Consider the following 22073-nt stretch of genomic DNA (forward strand, 5'->3'; position numbering starts at 1 on the left):
ACCGTGCGAGCAGTGTGTTACGCTGCGCACCATGGCGACCCTCGTTCGGACGCCTTTCATCTATCTCCCTAGCTGACGACTGGAAACCAGGAAACCTGCCCATGTCGAGTCCGCATGTCCAGCTGCACAACCCGAATCAAAACCATTTGCTCGCCGCCATGCTCGACGCCGATTTCGCGCGCCTGGCCCCTTATCTGGAGCAAGTCTCCATGCTGCTGGGCGATGTCATCTACGACTCGGGGGACAAGCTGCAGCATGTGTACTTCCCCACCACGGCCATCGTTTCCATCCACTACCTGCTGGAAAACGGCGGCTCGTCCGAAATCGCCGGTGTCGGCAACGAGGGCGTGGTGGGCGTGTCGCTGTTTATGGGCGGCAATTCGACGCCGAGCCGCGCCGTCGTGCAGACGGGCGGCGTCGGCTACCGCCTGAAGGCCCACCTGCTGATGGAAGAATTCGACCGCGCCGGTCCCGTCATGCGTTTGCTGCTGCGCTATACGCAAGCGCTGATCACGCAGATGTCGCAAACGGCCGTGTGCAACCGCCACCATACGGTGGAGCAGCAACTGTGCCGCTGGCTGCTGCTGACCATGGACCGCCTGCCGAACCGCGAGCTGACGATGACGCAGGAATTGATCGCCAACATGCTGGGCGTGCGCCGCGAAGGCGTGACGGAAGCGGCGGGGCGCCTGCAGCAGCGCGGCCTCATCAGTTACCGGCGCGGCCACATCACGGTACAGGACCGCGCCGGCCTCGAAGGCAATGTGTGCGAATGCTATGGCGTCGTCAAGAAGGAATTCGCGCGCCTGCTGTCGGACGTGCGCCAGCGCCAGGATCGCTAGGCGCCGCATTTCCGTCCCCTTTATTGTTGTCATAGCCCAGGCTACCCATGCACTCAGTTGAAAATAACCCTAATCGCGCGCCCTCGCGCTGGCCCATGGCATTGGCATTCTCGTTCAGTGCCTTCGCCCTGCTGGCCGTCGGCGCGCTGGCCTGGCAGGCGCCAGTCGAGACGGCTTATCTGATCGATGCGCTGGTATTCCTGCTGCTGCTGTTGCTGCTGGCACTGTACCGGCGCACGGTGGCGGCCAGCCTGCCGCGCCAGCTGCTCAAGGCGGGCGCCTTGCAGGATGCGATTTTCAACAGCGCCAATTTTTCGTGCATCGCCACCGATGCGCAGGGCGTGATCCAGATTTTCAATGTGGGCGCCGAACGCATGCTCGGCTATGCGGCCAGCGACGTGGTGGACAAGCTGACGCCGGCAGGTATTTCTGACGCGCAAGAAATCGTCGCGCGCGCCGCCGCCCTCAGTGCCGAGCTCGACACCGTCATCACGCCCGGCGTGGAAGCGCTCGTGTTCAAGGCCACGCGCGGCATCGAAGACATCTATGAATTGACCTACATCCGCAGCGATGGCAGCCGCTTCCCCGCCATCGTCTCCGTGACGGCCCTGCGCGACGCGCAGAGCAAGGTCATCGGCTATCTGCTGATCGGCACCGACAACACGGTGCGCAAGCAGGTCGAGGCGGAACAGGCGCTGCTGGACCAGCGCCTGCGCGAACAGCAGGCGTACACGCGCTCGCTGGTCGAGACCAATAATGCCGAGCTGAAGAAAGCGCGCCAGGTGGCGGAAAAAGCCAACCGCGCCAAGTCCGAATTCCTGTCGAGCATGAGCCATGAATTGCGCACGCCGCTGAATGCCGTGCTGGGCTTTGCCCAGTTGATGGCGTCCGACGTGCCGCCGCCGAGCCCGCCGCAGCAGCGCTCGATCGAGCAAATCCTCAAGGGCGGCTGGTATCTTTTGCGCTTGATCAATGAAATCCTCGACCTGGCCATGATCGAATCGGGCAAGGTCACCCTGTCGCAGGAAGCCATGTCGTTGCTCGACGTGCTGCAGGATTGCCAGGCCATGATCGCGCCGCAGGCGGAAAAGCGCGGCATCCGCATGCATTTCCCCCGCTGCGGCAAGGCCTTTTATGTGCATGCGGACCGCACGCGCGTGAAACAGGTGATGATCAACCTGTTGTCGAACGCCATCAAGTACAACCAGGGCGGCGGCGCCGTCACCGTCGAATGCAGCCGGCATGGCGAGCGCGTGCGCGTGAGCGTGCGCGACAGCGGCGCCGGCCTCGACGCGGCCCAGGTGGCGCAGCTGTTCCAGCCCTTCAACCGCCTGGGACAGGAAAACAGCACGGAAGAGGGCACGGGCATCGGCCTCGTCGTCACCAAGCAACTGGTCGAATTGATGGGCGGCACCATCGGCGTCGACAGCGCCGTCGGCGTGGGCACCACCTTCTGGTTCGAGCTGGCCGCCAGCAGCGCGCCGGAACTGGTGCTGGGCGACGGCGACGCGCTGCCGCAGGTGCAGGAACCGCAGGAAAGCCAGCGCACCTTGCTGTACGTGGAAGACAATCCCGCCAACCTGGCGCTGGTCGAGCAATTGATCGCCCGCCGCAGCGACTTGAAACTGCTGACGGCCATCGATGCCCACCTGGGCATCGACCTGGCGCGCACCTACCAGCCCGACGTGATCTTGATGGATATCAACCTGCCCGGCATCAGCGGCTATGGCGCGCTGCACATCCTGCATGATGATCCCCTCACCAGCCACATTCCCGTCATGGCCCTGTCGGCCAATGCCGTGCCGCGCGACATCGAGAAGGGCTTGCAAGCGGGTTTCTTCCGCTACCTGACCAAGCCGATCAAGGTCGTCGAATTCATGGATGCGCTCGACGTGGCCCTGCACCATGCGGCCGCGCACGGCCTGGCCGACGACACTCACGCAATACGCTAATTCAGCACTCAATTTTAGGAATACCGCCATGCTTCAAGCCACCGAGATCCTGAACGCCAGCATCCTCATCGTCGATGACCAGGAGGCGAACGTCATGCTGCTGGAACAGGTGCTGCGCAATGCCGGCTATACGCGCATCACGTCCACCATGGACCCGCAAGCCGTGCGCGCGCTGCACCAGCAGCACCGCTATGACCTGATCCTGCTCGACCTGCAGATGCCGGAAATGGATGGCTTCGAAGTGATGGAAGGCTTGCGCGACCTCGAGGCGGGCAGCTACCTGCCGGTGCTGGTGATCACGGCCCAGCCCGGCCACAAGCTGCGCGCCCTGCAGGCGGGCGCCAAGGATTTCGTCAGCAAGCCCTTCGACCTGGTGGAAGTCAAGACGCGCATCCACAACATGCTGGAAGTGCGCTTGCTGTACCAGAAGCTGGCCGAATACAACAAGTCGCTGGAGCAGATGGTGGAAGACCGCACGGCGGAATTGCGCGAAAGCGAAGCGCGCTTCCAGCGCTTCACGGAACTGTCGTCCGACTGGTACTGGGAACAGGATGCGCAGGGCAATTTGACGCGCTTTTCCGGCCCCGTGGCCGAGATGCTGGGCATCGGCAGCGAGGAAGAACCGCAGCGCTGGAACGCCACCGAGCGTGCCTTGCTCGATGCCAAGATCGCCGCGCGCGAACCGTTCCTCGACTTCATCTACAGCCGCGCCAACCTCGACGGCAGCACGCAATACCTGCAGGTCAGCGGCGAACCGATGTTCGACAATGGCAGCCGCTTCATCGGCTACCGCGGCATCGGCCTCGATGTCACGGAGCGCTTGCGAGGGGCGTGATTTATACTTGGTGCCATCCATATCGACAAGGAACGCATCATGGCTGACAAAATACCTCCGCAATACTGGTTTCCCGCCAAGACCTATGGCTGGGGCTGGGGCTTGCCCATCACCTGGCAGGGCTGGCTGGTGTTCCTGGCCGCGCTGGCGCTGTTCGCCTGCGGCGCCTTCCTGTTCCCGCCGCAAACCATGCTGCTCGGCTACATCGTCTATGAAGTGGCCATCGTCGCCGTGCTCATTTTCATCTGCCAGCGGAAGGGCGAACCGACCGCCTGGCGCTGGGGCAAGAAGAAATAAGCGTGACGCCGTCTGCTGCATTGCAGCAGATGCGCAAAGACTACACCTGCAAGAAATCATCTGGCCACGCGGCGCGAAGCGCGTATAATTGGCTCGCTGCCGCAAGGCGGCAAACGCTAGGGGTCCTGCCTTTCGCTGTAGAAATACAGTGCAAGCGCGGGTGAGAAATACCCTCCGAACCTGATCTGGATAATGCCAGCGAAGGGAAGCTTTAGGATGAACGCACCCCGCCTTTCCGCGTGCGCGCAGCCGAACCTCCTTAGCTGGCTCCAGGCTTAAAACAAGTCTAGCCAAGGAGCCAAAATGAACGCCAACCCGAAATTCCTCTCCGCCACCGCCACGGTCGACGAAGCCGCCATCGCGCCGCTGCCCAATTCGCGCAAGATCTACGTGCAGGGCAGCCGCCCCGACATCCGCGTGCCCATGCGCGAAATCAGCCAGTCCGACACGGAAGCGTCGTTCGGCGGCGAAAAGAATCCGCCGATCTACGTCTACGACACCTCCGGCCCCTACACGGACCCGGACGTGCAGATCGACATCCGCTCCGGCCTCGATACGCCGCGCCTGCCGTGGATCATGGAGCGTGCCGACACGGAAGAATTGCCCGGCCCCACCTCCGACTACGGCATCGCCCGCCTGGCAGATCCGAAGCTGGCCGAGCTGCGTTTCAACCTGCACCGCAAGCCGCGCCGCGCCATTGCCGGCAAGAACGTCACGCAAATGCATTACGCGCGGCGCGGCATCATCACGCCGGAAATGGAATTCGTCGCCATCCGCGAAAACATGCGCCGCCAGGAATATCTGCGTGAACTGAAAGCTTCCGGTCCCATGGGCGAGCGCCTGGCCGACCTGATGGGCCGCCAGCATCCGGGCCAGTCGTTTGGCGCCAGCATCCCGGCGGAAATCACGCCGGAATTCGTGCGCGAGGAAATCGCCCGCGGCCGCGCCATCATCCCCGCCAATATCAACCACCCGGAAGTCGAGCCGATGATCATCGGCCGCAATTTCCTGGTGAAAATCAATGCGAACATCGGCAATTCCGCCGTCACGTCTTCCATCGGCGAGGAAGTGGAAAAGATGACCTGGGCCATACGCTGGGGCGGCGACAACGTGATGGACTTGTCCACCGGCAAGCACATCCACGAGACGCGCGAATGGATCGTGCGCAACAGCCCCGTACCGATTGGCACCGTGCCCATCTACCAGGCGCTGGAAAAGGTCAACGGCAAGGCCGAGGATCTGACGTGGGAAATCTTCCGCGACACCCTCATTGAACAGGCGGAGCAGGGCGTCGATTACTTCACCATCCACGCAGGCGTGCTGCTGCGCTACGTGCCGATGACGGCCAAGCGCCTGACGGGCATCGTCTCGCGCGGCGGCTCCATCATGGCGAAATGGTGCCTGGCGCACCACCAGGAATCGTTCCTGTACACGCATTTCGAAGAGATCTGCGAAATCATGAAGGCGTACGACGTGTCGTTCTCGCTGGGCGACGGCTTGCGTCCCGGCTCCATCTATGACGCCAACGACGAGGCGCAGCTGGGCGAACTGAAGACCCTGGGCGAGCTGACGCAGGTTGCCTGGAAACACGATGTGCAGGTGATGATCGAGGGCCCGGGCCACGTACCGATGCAATTGATCAAGGAAAACATGGACTTGCAGCTGGAGCAGTGCGGCGAAGCACCGTTCTACACGCTGGGACCGTTGACGACGGACATTGCGCCCGGCTACGACCACATCACCTCGGGCATCGGCGCGGCCATGATCGGCTGGTACGGCACGGCCATGTTGTGCTACGTGACGCCGAAGGAACACCTGGGCTTGCCCAACAAGGCCGACGTCAAGGACGGCATCATCACCTACAAGATCGCGGCGCATGCGGCCGACTTGGCGAAAGGCCATCCGGGCGCGCAAATCCGCGACAATGCGCTGTCGAAAGCCCGCTTCGAATTCCGCTGGGACGACCAGTTCAACATCGGCCTGGACCCGGACAAGGCGCGCGAATTCCACGATGAAACCCTGCCCAAGGATTCGGCCAAGGTGGCGCATTTCTGCTCCATGTGCGGCCCCCACTTCTGCTCGATGAAGATCACGCAGGAAGTGCGCGAGTACGCGGCCGGCATGGGCATCGCGGAAGACAAGGCGCTCCAACAGGGCATGGAAGTCAAGGCCATCGAGTTCATCAAGAACGGCGCCGAGCTGTACCGCAAGGTCTGAAGGAGAGCGTGATGCCTGCATTGATATCCATCACGCTCAACGGCGCGCCGCACCAGGTGCCGCCGGGGCAAACCCTCGATCAATTGATCGCCGCGCTGTCGCTGGAAAACCAGGCGCTGGCGCTGGCCGTCAACCGCAACGTCGTGCCGCGCAAGGCGTGGCCGGGACAGGTCTTGCAAACGCAAGACCAAGTAGAGATCGTGCGCGCCATCGGCGGCGGCTAGTTTGAGAAAAGACAAGGAACAGAACATGAACACGGAAATAAACAACGACCTGCTGACCATCGCAGGCAAACAGTACCAATCGCGCCTGCTGGTCGGCAGCGGCAAGTACAGGGATTTGCCGCAGACGCGCGAGGCGACGGACGCGGCCGAGGCGCAGATCATCACGGTGGCGATCCGTCGCGTGAATATCGGGCAAGACCCGAACGCGCCCAGCCTGCTGGACTTCGTACCGCCGGACCAGTACACGATCTTGCCGAACACGGCCGGCTGCTACAACGCGAAAGACGCCGTCTACACCCTGCAGCTGGCGCGCGAACTGCTGGGTGGGCGCAATCTGGTCAAACTCGAAGTGCTGGGCGACGAAAAGACCCTGTTTCCGCACATGCCGGAAACGTTAATTGCCGCCGAAGCGCTGGTCAAGGATGGTTTTGACGTGATGGTCTATTGCAGCGACGACCCCATCCAGGCGAAGATACTGGAAGACATCGGCTGCGTGGCCGTCATGCCGCTGGCCTCGCTGATCGGCTCGGGCATGGGCATCTTGAATCCGTGGAATTTGTCCTTGATCATCGACCAGGCCAAAGTGCCGGTGCTGGTGGACGCGGGCGTGGGCACGGCGTCGGATGCGGCCATTGCCATGGAGCTCGGTTGCGATGGCGTGCTGATGAATACGGCCATCGCCGGCGCGCGCGATCCCGTGCGCATGGCGCGCGCCATGAAGCTGGCCGTGCGGGCCGGGCGCGAAGCGTTTCTGGCGGGACGCATGCCGCGCAAATTTGCCGCTTCCCCGTCGTCGCCGATGGCGGGCCGCCTGGCGTGATGGTGCCAACGTTGCCGACGGTGCTGGTGTTTGCCGGCGTCGATCCTTCCGGCGGCGCCGGCATCGCCGCCGATATTGTGGCCATTGCGGCGCAGGGCGCGCACGCCTTGCCCGTCGTCACGGCGCTGACGGTGCAGGACAACGACAGGGTCTTCGGCGTGCAGCCGGTGGCGCCGGAATGGCTGCGCCGGCAGGCGCTGGCGCTGAGCGACAAGATGGCGATTCACGCCGTCAAGATCGGCATCCCCGGCAGCGCCGCGAATGCGGCCGTCATCGCGCAGCTGATCGCGCAATGGCGGCAAACCCGGCCGCACTTGCCCGTGGTGCTCGATCCCGTGCTGGCCAGCGGCCATGGTGACGTGCTCAGCCGGGACGATGCCGTGCTGGCGCTGGCGCCCTTGCTGCCGGTGACGAGCGTGATCGTGCCGAACGGGCCGGAAGCGCTGGCCCTCGGCGGTGCAAGCCGCCTGCTTGCGCAAGGCTGTGCTCACGTGCTGGTGACGGGTGGCCATGGCGACGGCGCGACGGTCGTCAACCGCTGGTTCGGCGCCGATGGCGGCGAGCGCGAGTGGCGCTGGCCCCGTTTGCCCGGCGAATTCCACGGCAGCGGCTGTACTTTGGCCTCCGCCATCGCGGCGCGGCTGGCCTTGGGACAGGCGTTGCCGGAAGCGCTGGACCTGGCGCAAGCCTATTGCCATGCGGCCTTGTCCGATGCGTATGCGATTGCGCCCGGTCAACTTATACCGCAACGATTCATTCAATAAGGAAACATCATGCGTGGACTGTATCTGGTCACCCCGAACTGGGACGACACCGACCGCCTGCTCGATATCACGGAACAGGCCTTGCACGGCGGCGTGGCCCTGCTGCAATACCGCCACAAGAGCGCCGAGGCGCAGCAGCGGCGCGAGCAGGCGGGCGCCTTGCTGGCCCTGGCCCGCAAATATGGCGTACCCTTCATCATCAATGACTTTATCGAACTGTGCGAAGAACTCGACGCGGACGGCGTGCACGTGGGTGGCCTGGACGCGTCCGTCGCGCAGGTGCGCGCCCGCCTGGGCAAGGACAAGCTCGTCGGCGCCTCCTGCTATGGCGACATGGCGCTGGCCAGGACGGCCGAGGCCGGCGGCGCCAGCTACGTGGCCTTTGGCGGTTTTTATCCCTCGCTGGTGAAAAAGTATCCGGTCACCACACCCCTCGATATCGTGCCGCAGGCGAAGCGCGAAATCGCCTTGCCCTGCGTGGTGATCGGCGGCATGACGTCGGACAACGCCGCGCCGCTGGTCGCGCGCGGCGCCGACATGGTGGCGGCCATCAGCAGCGTCTTTAACGATGCTTACGGGGCGGACGATGTGGATATTGCGGTGCAGCAATTCAATCAGTTGTTTGCTGCATGAGCATGGGGGTGCAAGGCTGATTTGGGGCAATAATCGGCATATAATAAGAACATCATTCATTACCGAGGTCCCCCACCCATGAGTCAGCCAGCCGCCACGAAACGCCTTATCCTGATCGTTGACGATGACCAGCTGCTGTTGGAATTCCTCGGCGAAGTCCTGCGCCATGCCGGCTACGAGACGGCCCTGGCCCATTCGGCCGAAGTGGCGCTGCAGCTGATCGCCCAGCGCGAGCCGGACCTGGCCTTGCTCGATATCCATATGCCCGGCATGTCCGGCCTGGAACTGGCCAAGCGCCTGCATGGCGAGACGACCGTGCCGTTCATGTTCCTGTCCGGCAGCGGCGACAGCGAATCGGGCAAGCAGGCGGCCGCCTACGGCGCCGTCGGCTACGTGGTGAAACCCGTCGATGAAGGCCGCTTGATGCCCGCCTTCGAAGCGGGCCTGGCGCGTGCCGACGAGATCCGCCAGCTGCGGCGCACCGAGCTGAACCTGAATGCGGCGCTGGCCGCGGGCCGCGAGACGAGTCTGGCCGTTGGCTTGCTGATGGGCAAGTTCCAGACGGACCGCAACACGGCCTTCGAGGTGCTGCGCGACCACGCCCGCTCCAGCCGCCGCAAGATCAATGAAATCGCCAGCCAGCTGCTGCTGGCCGAGGAAACCCTGAACGGCTTGCACGGTGCGTTTTTGAACCGCGCGAAAAGCAAGTAAGCGTTGCACCGGCGCCGGCGTGGCACGTCGGCGCCTGCCTTGTTATGATGTGGCGATACGGCGCGCTGGCGCGCCTGGTTCAACCATAGACAGGACATACATGAAAACCAAAGCAGCGATTGCCTGGAAGGCGGGCGCCCCGTTGACCATCGAAGAAGTCGACCTGGCCGGCCCGCGCGAGGGCGAGGTATTGGTCGAGATCAAGGCCACCGGCATTTGCCACACCGATTACTACACCTTGTCGGGCGCCGATCCGGAAGGCATCTTCCCGTCCATCCTCGGCCATGAAGGCGCCGGCATCGTCGTCGACGTGGGCCCGGGCGTGAAAAGCCTGAAAAAGGATGACCACGTCATTCCCCTGTACACGCCGGAATGCCGCCAGTGCAAGTTCTGCCTGTCGCAAAAGACGAATCTGTGCCAGTCGATCCGCTCGACGCAGGGCCGCGGCCTGATGCCGGACGCCACCTCGCGCTTTTCCATCGACGGCAAGCCCATCTTCCACTACATGGGCACCTCCACCTTCTCGAATTACATCGTCGTGCCGGAAATCGCGCTGGCCAAGATCCGCGAAGACGCGCCGTTCGACAAGGTCTGCTACATCGGCTGCGGCGTCACCACCGGCGTGGGCGCCGTGCTGTTTACGGCCAAGGTCGAGGCGGGCGCGAATGTGGTCGTGTTCGGCCTGGGCGGCATCGGCCTGAACGTGATCCAGGCGGCGAAGATGGTTGGCGCGGACAAGATTATTGGCGTCGACATCAACCCGGCGCGCCAGGCCATCGCGCGCAAGTTCGGCATGACGCATTTCGTCAACGCCAACGAGGTGGACAACGTGGTCGATACCATCGTGCAGCTGACGGACGGCGGCGCCGACTATTCGTTTGAATGCATCGGCAACACCACCACCATGCGCCAGTCGCTCGAGTGCTGCCACAAGGGCTGGGGCCAGTCCATCATCATCGGCGTGGCGGCGGCCGGCCAGGAGATTTCCACGCGTCCATTCCAGCTGGTGACGGGGCGCGTGTGGAAGGGTTCCGCTTTCGGCGGCGCGCGCGGCCGCACGGACGTGCCGAAGATCGTCGACTGGTATATGGAAGGCAAGCTCAATATCGACGATTTGATCACGCACCGCCTGAAGCTTGACGATATCAACCAGGGTTTCGACTTGATGAAGAGCGGCGAATCGATCCGCTCCGTCGTGCTGTACTGATTGAAATACGCCGTACCACGGCGTTTTTTGCGGAGGCCTACGGCCTCCGTTTTTTTGTCCGCCTTTTCCACCGATCGCGCAAATCCGCCTTTCAGGCCATCATCCATGCAGTCTGTCGCACGGTGCTGGAAGCGCCTGCCATGCGGCGCTACAGTCCATGTTCGCCGTACCACGGCGGTTTTTGCGGGGGAATTCCGACCTCCGCTTTTTTTTTGCCTGGCGTTTCCCGTCTATCGTGCCAGCCTGCCTTCCAGGCTGTTTTTTTTGCAGTCTGTCGCATGCTGCTGGAGCCGCTTGCCGCTCGCCGCTACAGTCCATATTCCACTACTTTTGCGACGAGGCTAACATGTCCACTTCCCACCGTTTGATCTTCAGCCTGGCCGGCATGGTGTTTAGCGCCGGCGCCCTGGCCGTGCAGCCGCCGCAGCCGCCGGCGCCGCCCGTGCCGCCGGCGCCGCCCAGCAAGCAGATCAGTATTTCCATGGATGGCGGCGACGGCTATGCGCTCGTCGATGGCGGCAAGGACAGCGTCACCATGTCGGGCACCGATGTCGATCGCCGGCAGGTCAAGCAGCTGAAGGCGTCGATCAAGGGGCAATTCCTGTGGTTCCGCGACCAGGGCAAGAGCTACGTCACGCAGGACCCGGTGCTGCTGGCCAGGGTCAGCGCGGCGTGGAAGCCGTCGCAGCAGCTCGGCGAGCAGATGGGCAGCCTGGGCAAGCAGATGGGGGCGCATGGCAAGGCGATGGGCGAACTGGGCAGTAAAATGGGCAGCCATGGCCTGGCGCAGGCGCGGCTGGGCACGCGTGACACGGAGCAACTGCAGGCGCTGGGGCGCCAGCAGCAGGAACTGGGCCGCAAGCTGGGCGAGGCATCGCGCCGCCAGGCGCAGGCCGGCACGGATGCCGCGCGCCGCGCGGCCGAACGCGAGGTGGAACGCCTGCAACAGCAGATGGAAGACGCGCAGGATGCCATGGAAGAGGTCAACGACCGCATCGCTGGCGCACAAGAACGGGAAGCGGGCAAGGCCGATGCGCTGTCGCGCCAGATGGATGAACAGGGCAAGCCGATGGAAACGCTGGGCAAGCAAATGGGCGAACTGGGCCGTCAGCAGGAGAAGGCCAGCAAGGCCGCGGACAGGACCACGCGCCAGGTGATCGCGCAGGCGCTCAGCGAGGGCAAGGCCCGGCTGCTGCGCTAAACCCGCTGCCAGGTGGCGGCGACGGCGCGGTATTGCTCCGGCAGTTGCTGCCTGGCCTCGGCCACGCTGGCATACAGCTCATCCTGCATGCTGTCCCACTGCGCGTCGCAACTGAAACGGTAGATGCCTGTTTCGCCCGGGGCGCCCGGGTATTGGCACAGGGCCAGGCCATGGATGGCGACGGGGGCCGCGCCGGCCTCGCTGGCCACGTGGCCGAACGGCAGGTCGGACCAGGCCCAGGCCAGTACGCGGGCGCCGTCGATATGGCTGGGAGGTGTCATGTATGCCGGTTTCATCAACAATGCAGGAAGGCCGATTGTAGCGTGCGGGCGGCATGCATGGCGCGACCGCTGGACAAATGCACAGTATATTTAGCCATGCCGGTATAATCACGGCATGCACAATCTTCTTCACAACCTCAATCCCGAACAATACGCCGCCGTCACCTTGCCGGCCCAGCATGCGCTGATCCTGGCAGGCGCCGGCTCGGGCAAGACCCGCGTGCTGACTACCCGCATCGCCTGGCTGATCCAGACCCAGCAGGTATCGCCGGCCGGCATCCTGGCCGTGACCTTTACCAATAAAGCCGCCAAGGAAATGCTCACGCGCCTGTCGGCCATGCTGCCGATCAATACGCGCGGCATGTGGATCGGTACCTTCCACGGCCTGTGCAACCGTTTGCTGCGCACGCATTACCGCGACGCGGCCTTGCCGCAGACCTTCCAGATCCTCGACTCGCAGGATCAATTGTCCGTGATCAAGCGCTTGTTGAAGGCAAATAACATTGATGATGAGAAATTCCCGCCGAAGACGGTGATGTATTTCATCAACAATGCCAAGGACCAGGGCTTGCGCGCCACGGACGTGGAGGCGTATGACGCCCACGAGCGCAAGATGGTCGAGCTGTACCAGCTATACGACGACCAGTGCCAGCGCGAAGGCGTCGTCGATTTTGCGGAATTGCTGCTGCGCACATACGAATTGCTGAGCCGCAACCAGCCCCTGCGCGAGCATTATCAGGCGCGTTTCCGCCACATCCTGGTGGACGAGTTCCAGGATACGAACAACCTGCAATACAACTGGTTGAAATTGCTGGCCGGCCACGGCAGCCGCGATGGCGGCGCCCTGTTCGCCGTCGGCGACGATGACCAGAGCATCTATGCCTTCCGTGGCGCCAACGTGGGCAACATGAGCGCCTTCGAGCACGAGTTCCAGGTGCAGAACTTGATCAAGCTCGAGCAGAACTACCGCTCGCATGGTCACATCCTCGACAGCGCCAACTTGTTGATTGCAAACAATAGCAAGCGCCTGGGCAAGAATCTGCGCACGGACGCGGGCCATGGCGAGCAGGTGCGCGTGTACGAAGCCAGTTCCGACCTGCAGGAAGCGCAGTGGATCATCGAGGAAGCGAAAAGCCTGATCGCCGATGGCGCCTCGCGCAGTGAAATCGCGATTCTGTACCGCTCGAATGCGCAGTCGCGCGTGATCGAACATGCGTTGTTTTCAGCCGGCATGCCGTACCACGTGTATGGCGGCCAGCGCTACTTCCAGCGCGCCGAGGTCAAGCACGCGATTGCCTATTTGCAACTGATGGACAATCCGCACAACGATTCCGCTTTCTTGCGCGTGGTCAATTTCCCCACGCGCGGCATCGGCATGCGCTCGATCGAGCAGCTGCAGGCCGCGTCGGAACAGTACGGCATTTCGCTGTATGCGTCCGTGCCTTACGTGGCGGGCAAGGCGGGCAGCGTGCTGGCCGGCTTCGTCAAGCTGGTCGAGGGCGTGCGTTTCGAGACGCAGCAATTGTCGCTGCCGGAGATGGTGCGCGTGGTGCTCGAAGCGAGTACCTTGCTCCAGCATTATCAGAATGAAAAGGAAGGCGCCGACCGCATCGAGAATCTGGAACAGATGGTCAGCGCGGCCAGCCAGTTCGTCTCCGAGGAAGGTTTTGGACAGGGCGCACCGGCCCACCTGGGCCCTGCCGCCCAGGCCCAGTCGGGCGCGCCCGTCGTCAACCAGGACGGCATCGAGATTATAGATGCCGACGCGCCGCTGCCGGCCGTGATGTCGCCGCTCTCCGCCTTCCTCTCGCATGCGTCCTTGGAAGCGGGCGACAACCAGGCGCAGGCGGGCCAGGATGCGCTGCAGATGATGACCGTGCACTCGGCCAAGGGCCTGGAATTCGACAACGTCTTCATTACGGGCCTGGAAGAGGGCCTGTTCCCGCACGAAAGCAGCTCGAAGGAAGACAATGGCGTGGAAGAGGAACGCCGGCTGATGTACGTGGCCATCACGCGCGCGCGCAAGCGGCTGTACATGAGTTTTTCGCAGACGCGCATGCTGCATGGCCAGACGCGCTACAACATGAAGTCGCGCTTCTTCGACGAATTGCCGGAAGAGTCCTTGAAATGGCTGTCGCCGAAGGTGCAGGCGAACTGGTTCGGCAACCGCAAGTCGGCCTGGGACGAGGCGCCCAAGGTGGCCAGCCTCGGTTCGGACAATGCGATTGCGCAAAAGATCGCGCAAAAGTCGCCCGGCAGCGGCTGGCGCATCGGCGAATCGGTGGCGCATGCCAAGTTCGGCGAAGGCGTGATCGTCAATATTGAAGGCGGCGGCGGCAACGCGCGCGCGCAGATCAATTTCGGCCAGCACGGCATGAAGGTGCTGGACCTGGGCATCGCCAAGCTGGAACGGCTGGGACGGTGAAGTGGTACGCTGGATGGCTGACGATGGCGTCGGATTACGCGGCGTGCCGCCGCTGATCCGACCTACGCTGTGGCATTGCAAGGCATTCGGCGGCGCGTAGGTCGGATTAGCGCAGCGTAATCCGACAACATTGTTGGCCTCGCAGCGTCGGATTGCGCGGCATGCCGCCGCTGATCCGATCTACGCCTGACCGGCGATCACTCGCCGGTCTTATCCAGCGACACCGTCTTGCTCTCATCGACGGGCAAGCCGAAGATCTGGCGGTAGGCGGCGTAGAACGAGCAATGCATGATCACGGTCAATATCATCGACAGCGGCATCATCAGTTGCACGGCCATGGGCGTGCGCCCGACGATCATGAACAGCAGCTGGCTGGTGACGACGCTGATGGCGAACCAGGTGGTGGCAAACACGATGAAGGCGGACAGCGACCGCCAGACGGCGAAAAAGCTGAAGAACAGCGACTTGCCCAGGCTGACTTTTTTCCAGTAGATCAGCGGCGCGGCAAAGCAGAAGGCCATGGCGGCCGGCACGTACAGGATGATGGTCAGCAGGATGGCCATGCCGATATTGGAATCGCGTATGACTTCGGGCGAGGCTTGCGGGTTGAGCTGGCCCGTGGCCAGCTGCCACAGGACGCCGCCGTCGACCAGCGACGAGGCGCCGATGGCCACGATGGCCATGATGATGTACAGCACGCCCAGTGCCAGCAGCACGGGGAAGGCAGGCTTGCGGAAACCCGACATCAACAGGCTGGGCAGGACGCGCTTGCCCTGGTCGATATTCAGGCAGCCTTGCACGAATGCCACGGAAAACACGGGCACGAGTATGACGGGCAGCAACTGCCCCAGCAGGGGGACGATGCTGACGGCCAGCATGCAAAACATATAGCCGAGAAACAGCATCGACAGGCCGCCAGGTTGCTTGCGAAACAGGCCAAAGCCTTGTTTCACCCATTGCCAGCCTGTACTTGCAGGTAATTTTTCCATTTTTTAAAACAGTTCCGGGGCAGGTGTGGCGATACGTTCGCGCAGGATGCGTTCGAAATGCGCGGGATCGTGCGGGGTCAGCATTTCTGCTTCGCGCGGCTGGTAATAATCGTACAGGCGCGACAGCCAGAAGCGCAGCGCGGCGGCGCGCAGCATCGCTTGCCATGCCGTATGTTCCTCGGCCGTGAACGGGCGCACGGCGTGGTAGGCGTCGAGCAGGGCGCGCACGCGCACCGTGTCGAGCACGCCCGTGGCCAGGTCCACGCACCAGTCGTTGACGGTGACGGCCACGTCGAACAGCCAGGTGTCGCAGCCGGCAAAGTAAAAGTCGAAAAAGCCCGTCAGTTGTTCGCCGTCAAACATGACATTGTTGCGGAACAGGTCGGCGTGCACGGGACCGCGCGGGATGGCCTTATACGTGTCGCAGGCGGCAAAGGCGTCCTGGAAATGGATTTCCGCGCGCAGCAAGTGCGCCCTGGCATCGTCGAGGTGGTGCAAGACCAGCGGCGTGGTGGTGTTCCACCAGTCCAGGCCCCGCAAATTCGGCTGCTGCAGGGGAAAATCGCGCCCCGCCAGGTGCATCTTGGCCAGCATGGCGCCGACGGCCGCGCAATGCACGGCTTGCGGCGCCATCTGCGAGCTGCCGTCGAGCTTGCTGACGATGGCGGCCGGCTTGCCTTGCAGCGCCGTCACCAGCGCGCCGTCGGCGTTGGCGATCGGCGCCGGCACCAGCACGCCCCGGTCCGCCAGGTGGCGCATCAGTTGCAGATAGAACGGCAATTGCTCGAAGCTCAGGTTTTCAAAGATCGTCAGCACATATTCGCCGCGCTCCGTGCTGAGGAAGAAATTGCTGTTTTCGATGCCGGAGGCGATGCCCTTGAGCGCCAGAGGCTTGCCAAGTGGAAATTGCGTGATCCACTGGCCGATATCGTCCAGGTGTAGCGCGGTAAAAACTGCCATGGGAAAGAGGGGAGGTCAAAAATGGTCAAAAAAAGCCGGCTGCCCCGCAGGTGGCCGGGGCATGGCGTAGGAGAGTGGCTGCTTACTTCGCTGGTGCCGGTGGTGCCGGCGCGTCCGCTGCCTCTTCGTCGCGTTGTTTCTGTTTCTTCTTGCCCAGGTCGAATTCCAGCACTTTCCATTGCGGGCCGCGCAGGGCGTTGCCGTTGGCCTGGTCGGCGCCTGCGGCCGGCTTCATGTAATAGGTGCTGCCGCCCGAGGTCACTTTGACTTCGGAGGTGACGCCCGCTTCGCGTTTTTCGGTGATCTGCTGCTTGGCGGCGGCCGGCACCACGGTGATGGGCGCTTCGCCCATTTCCTCGATCCGCTCCAGCTGCGGTGGTGCGTCGCTCGGTTTGGCCGGCGTCTGGGCGCTGGCAAGGGCCGAACATGCCAGCAGGGGCAGGGCGAGGAATGTCCAGAGTGTCGATGTACGCATCATGATGGGTTCGCTTCCATGTGTGGGACTGCAGCACGTGCAGTGGTGTAATGCCGTCAATTTATCTATAAGGCATTGTAACAAACTGGTAGGCAATGCTGCTTAATACGGCTGATTAAATGCGGCGAAATGGCTGGCAGCGGCAGCCCGCGCGCACGCACGGGGCCGCCAGGGCGGCAAAAACAGCAGGAACGGCGCGCGTGGCGGCCGGTGGCGCGGCCTTAAACTCTGCGATAATTGGGCGATATTCCACCCGCCCGCCGCTGTTTCTTCCAGGCCGGCGCGGCTCACCTTATTTTATTGGCATTATGCAAAACACCCTGCTGTTAGTCGACGGTTCCAGTTACCTTTATCGCGCCTTCCACGCGCTGCCCGACCTGCGCAGCCCGGACGGTTATCCCACGGGCGCCATGCACGGCATGGTCAACATGCTGCGCCGCCTGCGCGCCGACTACCCGGCCGCCTACATCGCCTGCGTCTTCGATGCCAAAGGTAAAACTTTCCGTGATGACATGTATCCCGAGTACAAGGCCACGCGCGCCTCGATGCCGGACGACCTGCGGCTGCAGATCGAACCGATCCACGAAGCCGTGCGCGCCATGGGCTGGCCTATTTTGATGGTCGACGGCGTGGAAGCCGATGACGTGATCGGTACCCTGGCCGTGCAGGCGGCCGCCGCCGGCATGAACGTGGTGGTCTCCACGGGCGACAAGGACCTGGCGCAGCTGGTCAACAGCCAGGTGATGCTGATCAATACCATGAGCAATGAAAAGCTCGACGAAGCGGCCGTGCTGGCCAAGTTCGGCGTGCCGCCGAACCGCATCATCGATTATCTGTCGCTGATCGGCGATACCGTCGATAACGTGCCCGGCGTGTCGAAATGCGGCCCGAAGACGGCCGTCAAGTGGCTGACCCTGTACGACAGCCTGGAAGGCGTGATGGAAAACGCGGCCAAGGTGGGCGGCGCCGTCGGTGAAAACCTGCGCACGGCCCTGCCATGGCTGCCGCAGGCGCGCGCCTTGATCACCGTCAAGACCGATTGCGATCTGTCCGGCCACATGACGACCATCGCCGACTCGCTGGTGGCAAAACACGAAGACAAGGAAGCGCTGCTGGCCTTCTTCAACCGCTACGGCTTCAAGGCCCTGCTGCGCGAACTGGGCGCGGCGCCGCCGCCGATGTCGCCCGTCGGCGCACCGCCTGCCGCCGGCGCCTCCGCCGTCAACACGACGGGCGACATGTTTGCCGACGCCGCGCCTGCGGTGGAAGCCGTGTATGAAACCGTCTTGAGCGATGAACAGCTCGATAAATGGATCGCCCTCATCGATGCCGCTGCCCTGACGGCCGTGGACACGGAAACCACCTCGCTCGAACCGATGACGGCGCAAATGGTCGGCATTTCCCTCTCGGTGGCCGAACACAGCGCCTGCTACATCCCGCTGGCCCACGATTACGCAGGCGCGCCGGAACAGTTGACGCGCGAACACGTGCTGGCGAAATTGCGCCCGTGGCTGGAAGATGAAACCAAGCCCAAGCTGGGCCAGAACCTGAAATACGACAGCCACATCTTCGCCAACCATGGCGTGACGTTGCGCGGCATCGCCCACGATACCTTGCTCGAATCGTATGTGTTCGAATCGCACAAGAAACACGACATGGACAGCCTGGCCCTGCGCCACCTGAACTACACGACGATCCCGTTCGAGGACGTGTGCGGCAAGGGCGCCAAGCAGATCACCTTCAATCAGGTCGAGGTGGAACAGGCGGCCAAGTATGCTGCCGAGGATGCGGACGTCACCTTGCGCTTGCACAATGCCATGTGGGGCAATGTGGCGAATGATGAAAAACTCACCTTCATCTATGAAAAGATCGAGATGCCGACGGCCGTGGTCTTGCAAAAGATCGAGCGCAACGGCGTGCTGATCGACAACGAACTGCTCAACATCCAGTCGGCCGAGCTGGCCGTCAAGATCCTGGAACTGGAAAAGAAGGCGTATGAACTGGCCGAGCAGCCGTTCAACCTCGGTTCGCCCAAGCAGATCGGCGAAATCTTCTTCGAGAAATTGAAGCTGCCGGTGGTCAAGAAGACCCCGACGGGCGCGCCATCGACGGATGAAGAAGTCTTGCAAAAGCTGGCCGAGGATTATCCGCTGCCGAAAGTCCTGCTCGAATACCGCGGCATGGCCAAGCTGAAATCGACCTACACGGACAAATTGCCGAAGATGATCAACGTCACGACGGGCAGGGTGCACACGAACTATGCGCAAGCCGTGGCCGTGACGGGACGCCTGGCGTCGAACGACCCGAACCTGCAGAATATCCCCATCCGCAGCGCGGAAGGCCGCCGCATCCGCGAAGCGTTCATTGCGCCGCCGGGCAGCCACATCGTCTCGGCCGACTATTCGCAGATCGAATTGCGCATCATGGCGCATATCTCGGGCGATGAAGCCATGCTGCGCGCGTTTGCCGACGGCATCGACATTCACCGCGCCACGGCGGCCGAGATCTTCGGCGTGCCGGCCGCGGAAGTGCAGAGCGAGCAGCGCCGTTACGCCAAGGTCATCAACTTCGGTTTGATCTACGGCATGAGCGCGTTTGGCCTGGCCGGTAACCTGGGCGTGGACCGCACGGCCGCGCAAAGCTATATCGACCGCTACTTTGCCCGTTTTTCCGGCGTGAAACAGTACATGGAAGACACGCGCCAGCAGGCGAAGGCGCGCGGCTACGTGGAAACCGTGTTCGGCCGCCGCTTGTGGTTGCCGGAAATCAATTCGCCGAACGGCCCGCGCCGCCAGGGTGCGGAACGGGCGGCGATCAACGCGCCGATGCAGGGCACGGCTGCCGACCTGATCAAGCTGGCCATGATCGCCGTGCAAGGCTGGCTGGAAACGGACGGCTTGCAAACAAAAATGATCATGCAGGTGCACGATGAGCTGGTGCTGGAAGTGCCGGACGCCGAGCTGGAGCTGGTCAAGCGCAAGCTGCCGGAACTGATGGCGGGCGTGGCCGCGCTCAAGGTGCCGTTGACGGCCGAAGTGGGGATTGGAAAAAACTGGGACGAAGCGCATTGATGCTGCGTCGGCTGACGCGGGGCATGCCCCGCTAAGCCGACCTACATGTTGAATTCAGCCATGACCGTAAGGCGAACACCAGTTTACTTGAGCAATGAGCGTAGGTCGGCTTAGCGCAGCGTCAGCCGACATTTTTTTGTCAACACCCCTTTCAGGAGAAACGCATGAGCGACATGATCACCGATTGTGAAAGTTTGCTGGGCCAGAGCAGCTTGTCCGGATCGGACGGCCGGCGTGGTTTCCTGAAGGTGGCGCTGGGCACGGGCTTTGCCGTGGCCGTGCTGCCGGTGGCGGCGCAAGACGTGATCAGGACGGATTCCGCCGGCCTCGTCACGGCCACCGTGTCCGTCATGGTCGACGGCCAGGCCGTGCCCGTGTATGCGGCCCAGCCGGAAGGCAAGACGGGTTTGCCCGTTGTGCTCGTCATTTCGGAAATCTTTGGCGTGCACGAACATATCGCCGACATGGCGCGCCGCTTCGCCAAGCAGGGCTACCTGGCGCTGGCGCCCGATTTGTTCGTGCGCCAGGGCGATCCCACCAAGGTGGCCAGCATCCCGGAATTGATGAAAGGCATCATCGCCAAGACGCCGGACGCGCAAGTGATGGCGGACCTCGACGCGGTCGTGGCGTGGGCGAAGCAGAATGGCGGCGACACGGGCCGCCTGGGCATCACGGGCTTTTGCTGGGGCGGGCGCATCACCTGGCTGTACGCGGCGCACAATCCGGCCGTCAAGGCGGGCGTGGCCTGGTATGGCCGCCTCGTGGGCGAAGCGACTGCCTTGCAGCCGAGCAACCCCATCGACATCGCCGCCAGCTTGAAAGTGCCCGTGCTGGGCTTGTATGGCGGCAAGGACACGGGCATCACGCAGGAATCGATTGGCAAGATGAAGGCGGCGCTGGCCAAGGGCGGCAACCAGTCGGAATTCGTCGTGTATCCCGATGCGGGCCACGCCTTCAACGCCGATTACCGCCCCAGCTATGTGGCGGCCGATGCGAAGGATGGCTATGCGCGCTGCCTGGCCTGGTTCAAAAAGCATGGGGTTGCCTGAGGTTGCAAGCTGAACGGCGCTGAAACTGCCTGATGGCGACATTTTTTGCAACAGTTAAGGCTAAGGCGCACCGGGCGGGAATATGCCCGCTGCGCGCCAATGCAGTACAATTGCATCTTCACTGCGCTACGCCGCCGCCATGCGCGCAAATGTAAATAATAAGTAATAGTCATCAGGCCAGACGCCAGCACAGCGGGCGCCAGTGACCCGGCGCCATTTTGAGGTAAGAAAATCATCGATCCCGTCCTTTTATCCATTTTGCTCGCGACCACGATCGCGGGCGTGTTCAGCATTACCGCGGCGGCGATCTTTTCGTTTGCATTCCTGTCCAAGGTGGTCGAGCGCATGGTCAGCTTGTCCGTCGGCATCATGCTGTCGACGTCCTTGCTGCACGCCTTGCCGGAAGCGTTCGAGTCGCAGGCGGACCCGCGCAGCCTGTTCGCCACCCTGCTGGCGGGCTTGCTGGCCTTCTTCATGCTGGAAAAATTCGCCATCCTGCGCCATTCGCACCACCACGAAGGCGATGGCCACCACCATGCGCACGGCCACGACAAGCACGAGGCGGGCAAGGCCGGCTGGATGATCCTGGTCGGCGACGGCATGCACAATTTTACGGACGGCATTTTGATCGCGGCCGCCTTCCTGGCCGATCCGAAACTGGGCCTGGTGACGGGCCTGGCCATCATCGCGCATGAAATCCCGCAGGAAATCGGCGATTTTATTGTCTTGCTCAACGCGGGTTTCTCGCGCCTGCGCGCCTATGTGTTCAACCTGCTGTGCAGCCTGATGGCGGTGGCGGGCGGCTTGCTCGGCTACTTCACCCTGGACCGCGCCAGCAATTTGATCCCTTACGTGCTTGTGTTCGCCTCGTCCGGCTTCATCTATATTGCCCTGTCGGACCTGATGCCGCAGATGCAGCGCCGCGCCACCCTGCGCGAAACCATCCCGCAAGTGCTCTTGATCGCGCTGGGCGTGTGCATCGTGCTGTTTTTGACGCGGCACAAGCACGGCGGTTGATACACTGGCTCGCTGGGTGTAATATTGCTTTTCTGACTAACTTGCACAGAAAGGAGGAAAATATAATGGAAGAAAACTTGTTGCTCGCCTTGTGGCGCGCACG

The 22073-nt window shown here is 62.8% G+C and carries 20 protein-coding genes and 1 riboswitch; of the genes, 16 read left to right on the forward strand and 4 right to left on the reverse strand.

The window, feature by feature from the left end:
- Window positions 1-101: 101 nt before the first annotated feature.
- The 12 genes from AC3RCJ_RS05390 to AC3RCJ_RS05445 all read left to right on the forward strand — a co-directional run bounded on the left by AC3RCJ_RS05390 (window position 102) and on the right by AC3RCJ_RS05445 (window position 11703).
- The gene (locus tag AC3RCJ_RS05390) at window positions 102-842 is read left to right on the forward strand and encodes a Crp/Fnr family transcriptional regulator (RefSeq protein ID WP_492959809.1); all 741 of its coding nucleotides are present in this window, start codon (window positions 102-104) and stop codon (window positions 840-842) included.
- A gap of 95 nt (window positions 843-937) precedes the next feature.
- Entirely contained in the window at window positions 938-2794 is a 1857-nt protein-coding gene (locus AC3RCJ_RS05395) for a PAS domain-containing hybrid sensor histidine kinase/response regulator (protein ID WP_492959807.1), read from the forward strand.
- A gap of 28 nt (window positions 2795-2822) precedes the next feature.
- Window positions 2823-3629 carry a response regulator gene (locus AC3RCJ_RS05400; protein ID WP_492959805.1) on the forward strand — a complete coding sequence of 269 codons (807 nt, stop codon included), beginning with the start codon at window positions 2823-2825 and terminating at the stop codon, window positions 3627-3629.
- A 39-nt stretch (window positions 3630-3668) separates the two neighbouring features.
- Window positions 3669-3926: a hypothetical protein gene (locus AC3RCJ_RS05405; RefSeq protein ID WP_492959803.1), complete on the forward strand. Its 258-nt coding sequence runs from the start codon at window positions 3669-3671 to the stop codon at window positions 3924-3926.
- Between the two features lie 108 nt (window positions 3927-4034).
- Window positions 4035-4150: riboswitch (TPP riboswitch) on the forward strand.
- 79 nt (window positions 4151-4229) lie between these two features.
- A complete protein-coding gene (thiC, locus tag AC3RCJ_RS05410; protein ID WP_492959801.1) occupies window positions 4230-6143 on the forward strand; it encodes a phosphomethylpyrimidine synthase ThiC in 1914 nt (637 codons plus the stop codon).
- A 20-nt stretch (window positions 6144-6163) separates the two neighbouring features.
- Window positions 6164-6367 (forward strand): sulfur carrier protein ThiS, encoded by a 204-nt coding sequence (gene thiS, locus AC3RCJ_RS05415; protein WP_070222852.1) that lies wholly within the window; start codon window positions 6164-6166, stop codon window positions 6365-6367.
- 25 nt (window positions 6368-6392) lie between these two features.
- Window positions 6393-7187 (forward strand): thiazole synthase, encoded by a 795-nt coding sequence (locus AC3RCJ_RS05420; protein WP_492959799.1) that lies wholly within the window; start codon window positions 6393-6395, stop codon window positions 7185-7187.
- Window positions 7187-7951 carry a bifunctional hydroxymethylpyrimidine kinase/phosphomethylpyrimidine kinase gene (gene thiD / locus AC3RCJ_RS05425; RefSeq protein WP_492959966.1) on the forward strand — a complete coding sequence of 255 codons (765 nt, stop codon included), beginning with the start codon at window positions 7187-7189 and terminating at the stop codon, window positions 7949-7951. Before AC3RCJ_RS05420 ends, thiD begins: the two co-directional genes overlap by 1 nt.
- Before the next feature lie 9 nt (window positions 7952-7960).
- Window positions 7961-8584, forward strand: coding sequence for a thiamine phosphate synthase (gene thiE / locus AC3RCJ_RS05430; protein ID WP_492959797.1), 624 nt, complete (start codon window positions 7961-7963; stop codon window positions 8582-8584).
- A gap of 78 nt (window positions 8585-8662) precedes the next feature.
- Window positions 8663-9295 carry an ANTAR domain-containing response regulator gene (locus AC3RCJ_RS05435; protein WP_492959795.1) on the forward strand — a complete coding sequence of 211 codons (633 nt, stop codon included), beginning with the start codon at window positions 8663-8665 and terminating at the stop codon, window positions 9293-9295.
- Between the two features lie 100 nt (window positions 9296-9395).
- Window positions 9396-10502: an S-(hydroxymethyl)glutathione dehydrogenase/class III alcohol dehydrogenase gene (locus AC3RCJ_RS05440; RefSeq protein WP_102120082.1), complete on the forward strand. Its 1107-nt coding sequence runs from the start codon at window positions 9396-9398 to the stop codon at window positions 10500-10502.
- Window positions 10503-10848: 346 nt separating this feature from the next.
- Window positions 10849-11703, forward strand: coding sequence for a hypothetical protein (locus tag AC3RCJ_RS05445; RefSeq protein ID WP_492959793.1), 855 nt, complete (start codon window positions 10849-10851; stop codon window positions 11701-11703).
- Here AC3RCJ_RS05445 and AC3RCJ_RS05450 read toward each other — a convergent pair.
- On the reverse strand, window positions 11700-11984 hold the full coding sequence (locus tag AC3RCJ_RS05450; protein WP_492959791.1) for a hypothetical protein: 285 nt from the start codon (window positions 11982-11984) through the stop codon (window positions 11700-11702). The two genes, AC3RCJ_RS05445 and AC3RCJ_RS05450, sit on opposite strands and share 4 nt — an antisense overlap.
- Window positions 11985-12099: 115 nt before the next feature.
- Between AC3RCJ_RS05450 and AC3RCJ_RS05455 the strand changes: the two genes are divergently transcribed.
- A complete protein-coding gene (locus tag AC3RCJ_RS05455; protein ID WP_492959789.1) occupies window positions 12100-14409 on the forward strand; it encodes a UvrD-helicase domain-containing protein in 2310 nt (769 codons plus the stop codon).
- 197 nt (window positions 14410-14606) lie between these two features.
- Here the strand turns inward: AC3RCJ_RS05455 and AC3RCJ_RS05460 are convergent, their stop codons facing one another.
- The 3 genes from AC3RCJ_RS05460 to AC3RCJ_RS05470 all read right to left on the reverse strand — a co-directional run bounded on the left by AC3RCJ_RS05460 (window position 14607) and on the right by AC3RCJ_RS05470 (window position 16836).
- A complete protein-coding gene (locus AC3RCJ_RS05460; RefSeq protein WP_492959787.1) occupies window positions 14607-15398 on the reverse strand; it encodes a BPSS1780 family membrane protein in 792 nt (263 codons plus the stop codon).
- A gap of 3 nt (window positions 15399-15401) precedes the next feature.
- Complete coding sequence (locus AC3RCJ_RS05465; protein WP_492959785.1) at window positions 15402-16358, reverse strand: homoserine kinase; 957 nt, start codon at window positions 16356-16358, stop codon at window positions 15402-15404.
- A gap of 82 nt (window positions 16359-16440) precedes the next feature.
- Window positions 16441-16836, reverse strand: coding sequence for a hypothetical protein (locus AC3RCJ_RS05470; RefSeq protein WP_492959783.1), 396 nt, complete (start codon window positions 16834-16836; stop codon window positions 16441-16443).
- 305 nt (window positions 16837-17141) lie between these two features.
- On the opposite strand from AC3RCJ_RS05470, the gene polA reads away from it, so the two are divergent.
- From polA to AC3RCJ_RS05485, 3 genes are all read left to right on the forward strand, one after another.
- Complete coding sequence (gene polA / locus AC3RCJ_RS05475) at window positions 17142-19904, forward strand: DNA polymerase I (protein ID WP_492959781.1); 2763 nt, start codon at window positions 17142-17144, stop codon at window positions 19902-19904.
- A gap of 164 nt (window positions 19905-20068) precedes the next feature.
- The gene (locus AC3RCJ_RS05480; RefSeq protein ID WP_492959779.1) at window positions 20069-20953 is read left to right on the forward strand and encodes a dienelactone hydrolase family protein; all 885 of its coding nucleotides are present in this window, start codon (window positions 20069-20071) and stop codon (window positions 20951-20953) included.
- A 258-nt stretch (window positions 20954-21211) separates the two neighbouring features.
- A complete protein-coding gene (locus tag AC3RCJ_RS05485) occupies window positions 21212-21970 on the forward strand; it encodes a ZIP family metal transporter (protein WP_492959777.1) in 759 nt (252 codons plus the stop codon).
- The last annotated feature ends 103 nt before the right edge of the window (window positions 21971-22073 follow it).

Source organism: Janthinobacterium sp. GW822-FHT07H11 (assembly GCF_058798615.1).

What these genes read in the sequence shown, in the direction of transcription:
- AC3RCJ_RS05390 (WP_492959809.1), top strand. Translation starts at nt 102, where the DNA reads ATGTCGAGTCCGCATGTCCAGCTGCACAACCCGAATCAAAACCATTTG.
- AC3RCJ_RS05395 (WP_492959807.1), top strand. Translation starts at nt 938, where the DNA reads ATGGCATTGGCATTCTCGTTCAGTGCCTTCGCCCTGCTGGCCGTCGGC.
- AC3RCJ_RS05400 (WP_492959805.1), top strand. Translation starts at nt 2,823, where the DNA reads ATGCTTCAAGCCACCGAGATCCTGAACGCCAGCATCCTCATCGTCGAT.
- AC3RCJ_RS05405 (WP_492959803.1), top strand. Translation starts at nt 3,669, where the DNA reads ATGGCTGACAAAATACCTCCGCAATACTGGTTTCCCGCCAAGACCTAT.
- thiC (WP_492959801.1), top strand. Translation starts at nt 4,230, where the DNA reads ATGAACGCCAACCCGAAATTCCTCTCCGCCACCGCCACGGTCGACGAA.
- AC3RCJ_RS05420 (WP_492959799.1), top strand. Translation starts at nt 6,393, where the DNA reads ATGAACACGGAAATAAACAACGACCTGCTGACCATCGCAGGCAAACAG.
- thiD (WP_492959966.1), top strand. Translation starts at nt 7,187, where the DNA reads ATGGTGCCAACGTTGCCGACGGTGCTGGTGTTTGCCGGCGTCGATCCT.
- thiE (WP_492959797.1), top strand. Translation starts at nt 7,961, where the DNA reads ATGCGTGGACTGTATCTGGTCACCCCGAACTGGGACGACACCGACCGC.
- AC3RCJ_RS05435 (WP_492959795.1), top strand. Translation starts at nt 8,663, where the DNA reads ATGAGTCAGCCAGCCGCCACGAAACGCCTTATCCTGATCGTTGACGAT.
- AC3RCJ_RS05440 (WP_102120082.1), top strand. Translation starts at nt 9,396, where the DNA reads ATGAAAACCAAAGCAGCGATTGCCTGGAAGGCGGGCGCCCCGTTGACC.
- AC3RCJ_RS05445 (WP_492959793.1), top strand. Translation starts at nt 10,849, where the DNA reads ATGTCCACTTCCCACCGTTTGATCTTCAGCCTGGCCGGCATGGTGTTT.
- AC3RCJ_RS05450 (WP_492959791.1), bottom strand. Translation starts at nt 11,984, where the DNA reads ATGACACCTCCCAGCCATATCGACGGCGCCCGCGTACTGGCCTGGGCC.
- AC3RCJ_RS05455 (WP_492959789.1), top strand. Translation starts at nt 12,100, where the DNA reads ATGCACAATCTTCTTCACAACCTCAATCCCGAACAATACGCCGCCGTC.
- AC3RCJ_RS05460 (WP_492959787.1), bottom strand. Translation starts at nt 15,398, where the DNA reads ATGGAAAAATTACCTGCAAGTACAGGCTGGCAATGGGTGAAACAAGGC.
- AC3RCJ_RS05465 (WP_492959785.1), bottom strand. Translation starts at nt 16,358, where the DNA reads ATGGCAGTTTTTACCGCGCTACACCTGGACGATATCGGCCAGTGGATC.
- AC3RCJ_RS05470 (WP_492959783.1), bottom strand. Translation starts at nt 16,836, where the DNA reads ATGATGCGTACATCGACACTCTGGACATTCCTCGCCCTGCCCCTGCTG.
- polA (WP_492959781.1), top strand. Translation starts at nt 17,142, where the DNA reads ATGCAAAACACCCTGCTGTTAGTCGACGGTTCCAGTTACCTTTATCGC.
- AC3RCJ_RS05480 (WP_492959779.1), top strand. Translation starts at nt 20,069, where the DNA reads ATGAGCGACATGATCACCGATTGTGAAAGTTTGCTGGGCCAGAGCAGC.